This window comes from Fontibacillus panacisegetis (genome assembly GCF_900102215.1).
In the GTDB taxonomy this organism is placed as follows: domain Bacteria; phylum Bacillota; class Bacilli; order Paenibacillales; family Paenibacillaceae; genus Fontibacillus; species Fontibacillus panacisegetis.
Window position 1 is genome coordinate 39,107 of the sequence record NZ_FNBG01000029.1, and the last position, 11,553, is coordinate 50,659.

At 38.7% G+C, this 11,553-nt stretch carries 9 protein-coding genes; all 9 read left to right on the forward strand.

Annotated elements, in window-relative coordinates:
• Positions 1 to 14: 14 nt before the first annotated feature.
• Positions 15 to 920, forward strand: coding sequence for an ABC transporter ATP-binding protein (locus tag BLS49_RS19720; RefSeq protein WP_091234910.1), 906 nt, complete (start codon positions 15 to 17; stop codon positions 918 to 920).
• Complete coding sequence (locus BLS49_RS19725; protein ID WP_091234913.1) at positions 913 to 2,205, forward strand: ABC transporter permease; 1,293 nt, start codon at positions 913 to 915, stop codon at positions 2,203 to 2,205. Before BLS49_RS19720 ends, BLS49_RS19725 begins: the two co-directional genes overlap by 8 nt.
• 22 nt (positions 2,206 to 2,227) lie before the next feature.
• Positions 2,228 to 2,419: a hypothetical protein gene (locus tag BLS49_RS19730; protein ID WP_091234916.1), complete on the forward strand. Its 192-nt coding sequence runs from the start codon at positions 2,228 to 2,230 to the stop codon at positions 2,417 to 2,419.
• A 425-nt stretch (positions 2,420 to 2,844) separates the two neighbouring features.
• Positions 2,845 to 4,215, forward strand: coding sequence for an ABC transporter substrate-binding protein (locus tag BLS49_RS19735; protein ID WP_091234919.1), 1,371 nt, complete (start codon positions 2,845 to 2,847; stop codon positions 4,213 to 4,215).
• Positions 4,216 to 4,311: 96 nt separating this feature from the next.
• Positions 4,312 to 5,202: a carbohydrate ABC transporter permease gene (locus tag BLS49_RS19740; protein ID WP_091234922.1), complete on the forward strand. Its 891-nt coding sequence runs from the start codon at positions 4,312 to 4,314 to the stop codon at positions 5,200 to 5,202.
• Positions 5,187 to 6,038 (forward strand): carbohydrate ABC transporter permease, encoded by an 852-nt coding sequence (locus BLS49_RS19745; protein ID WP_175471478.1) that lies wholly within the window; start codon positions 5,187 to 5,189, stop codon positions 6,036 to 6,038. Before BLS49_RS19740 ends, BLS49_RS19745 begins: the two co-directional genes overlap by 16 nt.
• A 411-nt stretch (positions 6,039 to 6,449) precedes the next feature.
• Positions 6,450 to 8,237 carry a sensor histidine kinase gene (locus tag BLS49_RS19750; RefSeq protein WP_091234928.1) on the forward strand — a complete coding sequence of 596 codons (1,788 nt, stop codon included), beginning with the start codon at positions 6,450 to 6,452 and terminating at the stop codon, positions 8,235 to 8,237.
• Between the two features lie 23 nt (positions 8,238 to 8,260).
• Positions 8,261 to 9,856: a response regulator gene (locus BLS49_RS19755; RefSeq protein ID WP_245742586.1), complete on the forward strand. Its 1,596-nt coding sequence runs from the start codon at positions 8,261 to 8,263 to the stop codon at positions 9,854 to 9,856.
• 195 nt (positions 9,857 to 10,051) lie between these two features.
• Entirely contained in the window at positions 10,052 to 11,422 is a 1,371-nt protein-coding gene (locus tag BLS49_RS19760) for an ABC transporter substrate-binding protein (protein WP_091234934.1), read from the forward strand.
• Positions 11,423 to 11,553 lie beyond the last annotated feature (131 nt).

Below are 11,553 nucleotides of genomic sequence, written 5' to 3' on the forward strand. Positions count from 1 at the left end.
AAGAGGGTGCCATTATGTCAAAACCTTTAGTTTTGCAGCAGGTTGTTAAGCAATTTGGTGAAAAAACAGCAGTGGATCAAATATCTTTTCAGGTTGAAGAAGGGGAAATATACGGATTGCTCGGTGCAAATGGAGCGGGCAAGACAACAACGATGCGGATGGTGCTTGGTCTGATCTATCCGGATGGTGGAGAAATCACATATAACGGTAAGCCATATGGTAAAGAGCTGCAACGAGAATTGGGTTACCTGCCTGAAGAGCGCGGTTTATATCCGAAAGTAAAAGTTAGCGATCAAATTATTTATTTGGCTAAATTACGTGGAATGCCTGCGGCTGAAGCGGATAAAAATTTACGGTACTGGCTCGATCGATTTGAGGTGCCGGAGTATTACGATAAAAAAATTGAAGAATTGTCCAAAGGGAATCAGCAGAAAATGGGTTTTATCGCCGCAGTTGTGCATAAGCCGAAAATCGTCATCATGGATGAAGCATTTAGCGGACTGGACCCAGTTAATGTAGAGTTGCTTAAGGCCACTGTAAAAGAGCTTCGTGATCAAGGAACAAGTATTTTGTTCTCAACACACCGAATGGAGCATGTCGAAGAATTGTGCCGCAATATTACCATTCTGGATCGTTCCAAGACCGTGCTTCAAGGAAATATTCGGGAGATTAAGAAGCGGTATCCGCGAGAGGAAGTTTTGCTTCATACGACAGGTGAAGTAACCGGACTGGAATCAATATCCGGAGTAGACTCGGTAGAACGTAAGGAACGGGGATATTTGGTCAGAATCTCAGAAGTAGCAGCGGCTAAGTTGATCCTGCGTAAAGCGATGGAAGATAGCGAAGTGGAACATTTTGAAATCAAGGAACCAACCTTAAATCAAATCTTTATTAAAGAAGTAGGTGAATCTAATGAATAGAATGGGCGCAGTTATTCGTTTTACATTCATGAATAAAGTAAAGACAAAGTCGTTCCTTATAACGACGTTAGTATTGCTGCTTCTCGTAACTGTGGGTCTTAATATACCATACTTCATTGATAAATTCTCAGGCAATGATGATTCTGGAACGAAAATAGGAATTGTGCTTGAAAATCAACCGGAAATTGCTGCGTCATTGAAATCATATCAGGATAAAGCAAAGGCTGCTTCCTATACTTTTGTTGAATATGACAAGGGTGATGCACAGGGCCTGAAACAAGAGATTGATAAGGGGAATATTGACGGTTATCTGTGGTTTGATAATAGTGAAGGCGGAGTATTTCCTGCGGTAAGCTACGTTTCCAATGATGAGAGCTTAAGTAATGGAATCTACACATTTCTGCAAGCTGCTCTGCAAAGCGTAAAAGCAGAGTATATCACGAAAGGGGCGCTTAGTGATGAGCAGATCGCCGCACTTACAGCGCCGGTAAACATAGAATCACAGCAAGTGAAAAATTCAGTAGATGGCGGAAGTGCAAATGATCCGAAGTCGGATAATGAGCCAACAAAAGCTATAAATTACGGTGTAGTTTATATACTGATCATTTTGTTCTTCATGACCAGTATGATGACCGGAAATATGATCGCTGCTGAAGTGACGGCAGAGAAAAGCTCGCGAATTATGGAAATTTTGATTACGAGCGTATCTCCTTTAGTTCAAATGTTCGGAAAAATTCTAGGTATGTTCCTTGTAGGGTTATTTCAAATCCTGTTGTTTATCGCGGTGATCGGAATCAACGTTTCACTGCCGCATAATCAAGGTGTGTTGGCTGAGTTTGATCTTAATCTCTCACAAATTAATCTCGAAGTACTTATCCTTGGCCTGATCTTCTATGTTCTTGGTTACTTCTTGTATGCGACACTGTTTGCCGCGGTTGGCTCTTTGGTCAGTCGGACTGAGGAATTAGGACAGGCGGTTATGCCGATAACGATGATTTCGCTGGTAGCATTCTATATTGGTATTTTCAGCATGGGGGCGCCAAATTCACTGTTGCTCAAGGTATGCTCATATATTCCGTTTGTTTCTCCGGTCTCTATGATTATTCGAGTAGGTTTGGGAGATACACCGGTATGGGAAATTATAATTTCACTTTTGATTCTTGTCGCAGGTATTTTCGTATTCGGATGGTTGTCGGCTAAAATTTATCGCACAGGCGTGCTGCTTTACGGTAAACGTCCTACATTCAAAGAGCTTCGCAAAGCTATGAAGGCTTATAAAATTTAGGGAAATTGAGGAGGAGTATAAAATGAAACAAGGAATGAAACAGATACATTGGACACTAATTGCAGGTATGCTACTTTCGTTGGGAGCTATTGTGATTAGACGTACAGATCTAGAAATTGGTGATTTCACCTCTGGTATGTTAAGCGGATTGACGATTGTGCTTATCATTAACGGCATTGTTCAATTTGCTAAGAATCGGGCAGTGGTAAAGTAAAGGATTTGGGGTAATACAATAACGTCATGTGATTACTGTAAGACGCAGTGCGGAAAAGTGGTTGGATTTCAGCTTATCTGCACTGCGTTTTGCTCGAACTATCTATTCTAGCATTAAGCGAAGCCAACTTCCCCTTTCGCCAAATCTTCCTCGCTTTCCAGCAGCATTAGCGAATATCTCATCGTAGAAGTTCAAACAAATCCGAGCGATTTCTTAAAAATTCAATGAATAACCGTAAAAAGTTCACTTTTTCATTAAAAAGTGAACTTTTCCGTTTTATGATCGAACTATATTCAGCAACATCATCAATATAAGTGAATATCGAATAAGAAAGTGCAGGATTTCGATAGTAATTGCATTAAGAGCAAAAAAAAAATGTTCTATACTAATTTCAGTAAATAAAATTCATCATTTGGAGGGCAAAAATGAAGAGGCTCACGAGAATACTTTCATTGATGCTGGTTGGAATCATGATGACAGGTCTTGTCGCAGCGTGCGGTAATAATTCATCGTCAAATTCCCCGGCCAATTCGCCAAGTTCAAGCAATGCGTCAAGTTCCGACGAGACGAAGGAAGAGCCGGTCACAATTAAAATATTTTTGGATTCGGCAAAATCCAAAAATAATGTGTATCTGGACACGATCTCAGAATACAATGCGCTTGGTGGTGACCAGGTTGAAATGAATGTGTTGCCTGGAGATGGAGTAGCGGCTGTTCAGAAAATGAATATTTTGATGGGGTCAGGCGATTCCACAGATGTAGTCATACTTGATAATCCGATCATTCAGAAGAAATATGTAGAGGCAGGATATCTTGCTCCATTGAATGATTTGGCTAACAATGCGAGCGTCGATCTGGGGAAAATCTATGGTCAATATCTTCCTAAAGAGGATGACGGAAATTCCTATTATCTGAGAACGGATATCGGTCAATGGTATGTCTTTTACAATAAAAAAATATTTGATGATGCCAACGTACCATATCCTTCCGGCAAATGGACGTGGAGTGAATATATCGAAACGGCTAAAAAGCTGACAAACGCTGATAAAAAAATCTATGGTTCCCTTATGCTGGACTACGATAATTATCTATATTTTACAGCAAGACAAAAGGATGTGCCAACTTATAAGGAAGACGGAATGTCAAATTACGACGACCCGGCTTATAAGGAAGCATTGCAATTCTTTGCGGATTTGGGCAATGTTCACAAAATTCAACCGAGCTGGCTCGAATTTAAAACGCAGAGGGTTGCATGGGATGCCTTTATGACTGGAAATTATGGCATGCATCTGATCGGAAGCTGGTACATGGGAATAATAACCGATATGGAGACGTATCCGATTAACTGGAAATGGGGTATTACGCAAGTACCTGTACCGGATTCTGGCGATGGAGACCGGACATTAGTGGCCGGAGCGGCGTTCGGAGTAAACAGCAAATCCAAGCATAAAGAGGCTGCGTTTAAATTTATCAACTACATGTCGCAAAACATATACAAGAAAAACAAGGCGATTCCACCGATGGAAAATGTAAGCGATGCTGATAAGACAGCATTACTTCAAGGAATTGTGGATTCCTCCAATGGAAGTGTCACCGTTGACGAACTGAACAAAGTCATATTTGATAGCGGCTTGGGCGTTGCAGATGAAAAGATTTCCGGGCCGGGATCTTCTGTAATCAGCCAAACGGTTCTCCAGGAAGGCGAACTTTACATGGTCGGGCAAAAATCGCTGGATGATGCCATTCAAGCGATCAAGAAAAAATCCGATGAGGCCATACAATCAGAAGAAGAATAAAACAATCAGCACCATATTTTAGAGGAAATAAGCACCAACAAGGTGAGAAATTGATCAACTTCTCATCTTGTTGGTACAAATAGTGAGGTTTTCGTAATGAGTAAAATAAAAAAACCATCGTCTGAGGAATTATCCGCCATACTTTTTTTAGCACCGATCTTTATTGGGTTTTTCATTTTTATTCTGATACCTATTCTATTCACAGTTGTTCTTAGTTTTGTGGATTATAATAAGGTCGGACCTTTGAATATGGATTTTGTCGGTTTGAAAAATTATATAAATGTATTTTCCGACGAACAAGCTATGAACGGCTATCTGCAAAGTTTGTACTTCTCAATAATATACGTGCCCGTGATGCTTATTTTGTCCTTATTGCTGGCGATCTTGATTAACAAGAGCTTTTACTTTAGGACAGCAACTCGAACGTTGATCTTCATGCCGTATGTATCGAATGTTACTGCAGTGGCGATGGTATGGTCATTAATATTTGATCCGCTCAATGGGCCTATCAACCAGTTGTTAGAGCTCATGGGTGTATCTAACCCTCCACTTTGGTTTGGCGGAGTGAATACTTCCTTGATCTCGGTCATTATTGTCAATGTCTGGATCAACCTGGCTTTCCAAACTATTGTCTTTCTGGCAGCCTTGCAAGGGGTGTCAAAGGACCTTTATGAGTCAGCCTCTATCGATGGGGCCGGAACATGGAGAAAATTCATAAGCATTACAGTTCCTTCAATATCGCCAATCACTTTTTTCTTGGTCATTACAACTTTGATAGGGTCGTTTCAAAACTATGCTATCGTCAAGTTGCTTACAAATGGAGGTCCTGGCACGTCCTCAAGGGTAATATCGTTAAACATCTATGAAGAAGCCTTCACCTTTAATAGATACAGTTTTGCTTCAGCACAAGCGATGTTACTGTTTCTAGTTATTCTTATTATCACTCTAATACAATGGAAGTGGCAAAAAAAATGGGCACAAAATTGACTTTAAAAAGTTCCTCCATGAACTATAAAAAGCTGCTTTTTTCCGTGATTATGCTTCTCGTTGGAATCCTGATGATTGTACCTTTTATCATTATGATTTCGTCATCATTCAAAACCCAGGCCATGGTCTTCGAAAGTCCATTCACCACAATTATTCCTGAAACAATCACTTGGGAAAACTATTCAAGCATTTTTAAAGATGAATATTACTTTGGTTGGTACTTTAATAGCCTTCGAGTTGTCGTTTTGACGATTGTCCTAAGAGGAATATTTGTAACGATGGCAGCTTATGCCTTTGCAAAAATTGAATTCAGGTTAAAAAATGTATTATTCATGGTATTTATTTCAACCATGATGATTACGCCGGATACTACGATAGTATCAAGGTTCCTGTTTTACAAAAATATCGGTCTGACCGATTCGTATTGGGCACTTGTATTGCCGGCAGCATTTGATGTTTATTTTATCTTTATGCTAAGACAATTTATGATGGGTATTCCCAAAGAATTATCTGAAGCAGCAGTTCTTGACGGGTGCGGACATTTCAGAATATATTCCAAAATTATAATGCCGCTTATCAAGCCTCCTCTGGTAACTATGGTCCTGTTTACGTTCATTTGGTCATGGAATGATTATGCCAACCCGTATGTTTTTATTAACACTATTAAAAGCCAGACTTTAACTGTCGGACTGACAACTTTCCAGGGACTGGGCGGGGCGAACTACGCTTTGCAAATGGCTGGCGCCACCTTGGCAGTCATACCTACTGTGGTATTATTTAGTTTCCTCCAAAAATATTTTGTGGAAGGCATTGCTTCAACTGGTGTAAAAGGTTAGGTGCATTCCGCGATAGCCTCATGATGTGATGACGGAGGGCTTTACACGTACCCATCCCGAACACGACCGTTTAGCCCTCCAGCGCTGATGGTACTTGAACCGAAGAGTTCCGGGAGAACAGGAAGCAGCCAATCAAGTAGAAAGCACTGCCGAATATGGGTAGTGCTTTTTTTCTAGTGGTTTTAGCCATTAAGCTCGTGAAGCGGAAGAAGATTGACTTGTTTATCTCGAACCGCGCCAGATTCATATATGTCCTGCTTGCAGGCCAATAATTAAACAATTGAAATATCTTAAATCACTTTTTCCTAGGTATTTACTTTGATAAAATATACATATGTTTTGAGAGCAAGCCCTTTCGTATTCTTCGTGAATAATCTGACTTTGCGAATAGATTTTAAGGTGGAGGATATCTTGAAAATTGAGAATTTATTTAACATGAAAAAAAGCATTCAGAGCAGAATATTTGTCGCTTTTTTATTTGCTTTGGTTGTACCGACTCTTGTTATTAGTCTGAGTTCTTACTATATTTCAGTAAAGGTGCTTAAAAATAAAGTAAGCTCTTCCTACATTGAGACTGCTATGTATATTGGAAATAGTATAGAGAAAGACTTGTTTCAGTTGGAACAAATGAGTGATTATTTTTTTTCAAATTCAAGAGAATATGATTATTTGTCTAATTATTATGGCAATACTGCCGAATTATACTCCGGTTTTAATAAAATGAATCAAAGTGTAGATAATTATTTTTCTTATGTACAAATCTCTCCATATGTATCAAGCATTGCAATGTTAGGGAGGAATGGGAATTTATATTTATATGGGAGCGATTCTTTCAAGTTCGAACCAGAAAGCATGAAACAATCTGCATGGTTCAATCAGACTATAAGTTTAGATGGTAAAATTAACTGGATTGGGGTTCAGAATCTTAAAACAACTACCGGATTATCCAAAACAGTGGTTTCGTTTTCTCGAGTAATCAAAGACAGCGACTTCAAAAAAATGATAGGTGTTGCTTATTTTGCGGTCTCTAATGATGTGTTTTCTAATTCGCTTAAAAAAGTGAATACAAATTCAAATAATCAAATTATTATCTTGGATAATAACGGTAGTGTTGTTGTGCATCCTGATACCAGTCAGGTACATCAATCTTTTAAAGATTTGAGTAAACTGGATGCTGAAAACGGAAGCTTCATCTCGACCGAAAACGGTAAGCGCTATCTAGTTGCTTATCAATATTTGAATCAATATGGCTGGTGGGTTGTAGAAAAAATTCCATATAGCGAATTAATCAAGGATAACAAGCAAATTATTAATGCTACATTATACGTTTTTTTGATTTCGTTAATTATTTTTACTTTTATATTGTTTTTTGTATCATCGGCTATTGTTAAGCCTATAAAGGGACTTACAAAAATAATGAAAAATGTGAAGAACGGAAAATTGGACTCCAGGTCAACTTATACCAGAGAAGATGAAATCGGTATAATGAGTCATAATTTCAACTACATGCTGGATCGAATTAATATGCTTTTCGATACCATTATAGAAGAACAAAAAATGAAAAGAGATGCCGAATACAAAGCCCTTCAATCACAGATCAATCCTCATTTTCTATATAATACGCTAAATACGATCCGATGGATGGCCATTATAAAGAAAGAAGACAATATTAAAGCAGTAGTTGAATCGCTCGGAAGACTACTAAAGAATACAACGAGCAAGATGGATCCATATATTTTAGTGAAGGACGAGCTAAATAATCTGAAGGATTATGTTTTTATTCAAATGCTAAGATACAAAGATAAGTTTGAAATTATCTATGAAGTAGAGGAAGAATGTTTGGATTGCCAATGCATCAAATTCATTTTGCAGCCTATTATTGAAAATGCTATTTTTCACGGAATTGAGCCGAAGGAAGGAAGAGGGACCATTTGGATTAAAGCTGAAATCCACAATAATGAGCTCATATTTACGATCAAGGATAACGGTGTTGGAATACCCTCTCATAAAATTAAAGATTTACTGTCGGATGATAAAAAAAGGTTTAACGGTATAGGAATAAAAAATATTAATGATCGAATTAAACTGGAATATGGTCAACAGTACGGGGTTCAAATTGAAAGCAGGGAGAATGAATACACGATATATAAAGTCATCCTGCCATCGATAACTTTGAAGGATGAAACAACGCAGAATTGAACGGAGGAATTGGATTGCACAAGGTGCTTATTGTTGATGATGAAGTGCTGGCAAGAGTAGGAATAAAATCTTTTGTTCAATGGAATGAAGCAGGGTTTGAAGTTGTTGGGGAAGCTGAAAATGGTAAAAAGGCATTTGCTATGATTATGGACTTGCAGCCTGATATTGTAATTACCGATATTCATATGCCTGTTATGAACGGGATCGAATTGATCAAAGCGGTAAAAAAGGAAAACATTCCGGTAGAATTTTTAGTCCTAAGCGCTTACGATGACTTTGAATATGTCAAGGAAGCAATGAGACTTGGGGCTAATGATTATATATTAAAACTTGAAATGGAACCTAAAGCTTTAACTGAGCTATTGAATAAATTGAGGGAGAAAATTGAAACAGAACATACGAAAAAGACGGCAGAAAAATACTTCATGCGTTCAAAAGAGAATATATCGACCATTCAGGAAAAGCTGTTTAAGGAAATGGTATTCGGACATAAGTACCGGAATGACGAGTTTGAGGGAAAATTAAAAGAGATTCAGATTACTTTGCCAGGGCAAAATTTGATTTGCCTGGTTCTGAACCTGGATAACAAAGGCCGCTTTGATGAAAGGAATACAAAGGATGTTTACCTTTTAGATTATGCGATAATGAACATTATTAATGAGGTTTTGGTAGACTATCAATATGGAGTTGTATTTTGCTCCCGACCGGAAGAATATATCATTATATTTTCCGCCGGAGAAGAAAAAAATCTCGATCAATATGATCATAAGGTTGCAGAATTGGAACGATTAATAAAACGATTTTTGAAGGAATACCTGAACATTAGCGTTACTATAGGGGTTAGTAATTTTTTTCAGGAATATGTAAAATTGCCAATTGCGTATCAACAGGCATTGTATGCAGTTAACCAGAATTTCAATCTACCGAGGGGTAGTACAATAAGATATAAGGATATTATTCCCGAGTCGTCGGAGGATGACGACTTATCTCTTGATTTAGATCTCAAAAATTTGGAAAGACAGTTTGAAGCAGCCGATGTTCTAGGGATTGGTAATTCATTTGATATGATGATCAATTATTTTCTTGTGGACGCTAAAAAAATTACAAGGGAGCATTTAAAAGCCACCTGTGCTGCACTGATTTTTATGATCAATTCTTATCTGGATAAATACAAAATGGAGAAAGGAAAGTTATGGGAAATTGATCCGTATAAGCAGCTTGAGGAGTTAAAAACACAAAGAGATTTTATCTCTTGGATCGAACAATTAAAAGTGAAATTATTGAATGAGCTTGACCATGCCGACGAACCGAAACGGATGATCGCCAAAGCAAAGCAGTTTGTAAATCGAAACTATATGGAAGAGATATCATTAGAGTCTGTATCCAAGTATATCAATTTTTCGGCTAATTATTTTAGTGCGGTGTTTAAAAAGGAAACGGGTACTAATTTTATTGATTACGTGACGAATGTTCGCATTGAAGCTGCGAAACGGCTTCTTACCGAACAAAAATATAAAATTTATGAAATTTCACAGATGGTCGGATATGAAAATGAACATTACTTTAGTAGAGTTTTCAAAAAAATCACGGGCGTTTCGCCCAAAAGATTTAATGGATAAACCGTAAAAAGTTCACTTTTTAATAAAAAAAGTGAACTTTTCTGTTTTTTGCCCGAACCCTAATCAGCAGCAGCGTCAATATTAGTGAATATCTAATAAGAAAGTGTAAGATTTCGGTAGTAATTGCATTAAGGGCACAAAGAAAGTGTTCTATACTAACTTTGCAAATAAAATAAACAGCTAGGAGGCAATAAAATGAAGGGGTTTATGAAAGTGCTTTCATTGATGCTGGTTGGAATCATGCTGACAGGTCTTGTCGCTGCGTGCGGCAATAATTCATCGTCAGATTCCTCAGGCAATTCGCCAGGTGCAAACAATGCGTCGGGTTCCGACGGGACGAAGAAAGAGCCGGTCACCATTAAAATGTTTTTGGATTCGGCAAAATCCAAAAATAAGGTGTTTTCCGACATGATATCGGAATATAATGCGCTTGGCGGAGATCAGGTTGAAATGAATGTGTTGCCCGGAGATGGAGTAGCAGCTGTACAGAAAATGAATATTTTGCTGGGTTCAGGCGATTCCACAGATGTAGTCATCCTTGATAATCCGATCACTCAAGAGAAATATGTAAAGGCAGGATATCTTGCTCCATTGAATGATTTGGCAAACAATGCGAGCGTCGATCTGGGGAAGAGCTATGGTAAATATCTCCCGAAAGCGGATGACGGAAATACCTATTTTCTGAGAACGGATATCGGTCAATGGTATGTCTTTTACAATAAAAAAATATTTGACGATGCCAACGTGCCATATCCTTCCGGTAAATGGACCTGGAGTGAATATATCGAAACAGCTAAAAAGCTGACAAACGCTGAAAAAGGAATCTACGGATCCCTTATGCTGGACTACGATAATTATCTATATTTTACAGCTAGACAAAAGGACGTGCCGGCTTATAAGGAGGACGGAACATCCAATTATGACGACCCGGCGTATAAGGAAGCGTTGAAATTATTTGCGGATTTAGGTAATGTTGACAAGATTCAACCTAGCTGGCTCGAATTTAAAACGCAGAAGGTAGCATGGGACGCCTTCATGACCGGGAATTATGGCATGCATCTGATCGGCGGCTGGTACATGGGATTACTAACCGATCAGAAGACGTATCCGATTGACTGGAAATGGGGTGTTACGCAAGTACCTGTACCGGATTCCGGCGATGGAGATCGGACATTAGTGGCCGGAGCGGCGTTTGGAGTAAACAGCAAGTCCGAGCATAAAGAGGCTGCGTTTAAATTTATCAACTACTTGTCACAGAACCTATACAAGGAAAACAAGGGAATTCCACCAATGGAAAATGTAAGCGATGCTGATAAGGTAGCATTACTTCAAGGAATTGCGGATTCCTCCAATGGAAGCGTTACCGTTGACGAACTGAACAAAGTCATATTTGATAGCGGATTGGGCGTTGCAGATGAAAAGATTTCCGGGCCGGGGTCTTCTGTAATCAGCCAAACGGTTCTCCAGGAAGGCGAGCTTTACATGGTCGGGCAAAAATCGCTGGATGATGCCATTCAAGCGATCAAGAAAAAATCTGATGAGGCCATACAATCAGAAGAAGAGTAGAATCAATCAGCACTATAATTTATGGGAAATAAGCACCAACAAGATGAGAAACTGATCGGCTTCTTATTTTGTTGGTGCAAATAGTGAGGATTGAAAAGAATCTTCACTTCACATTAGTGCGCGTGAAGGTC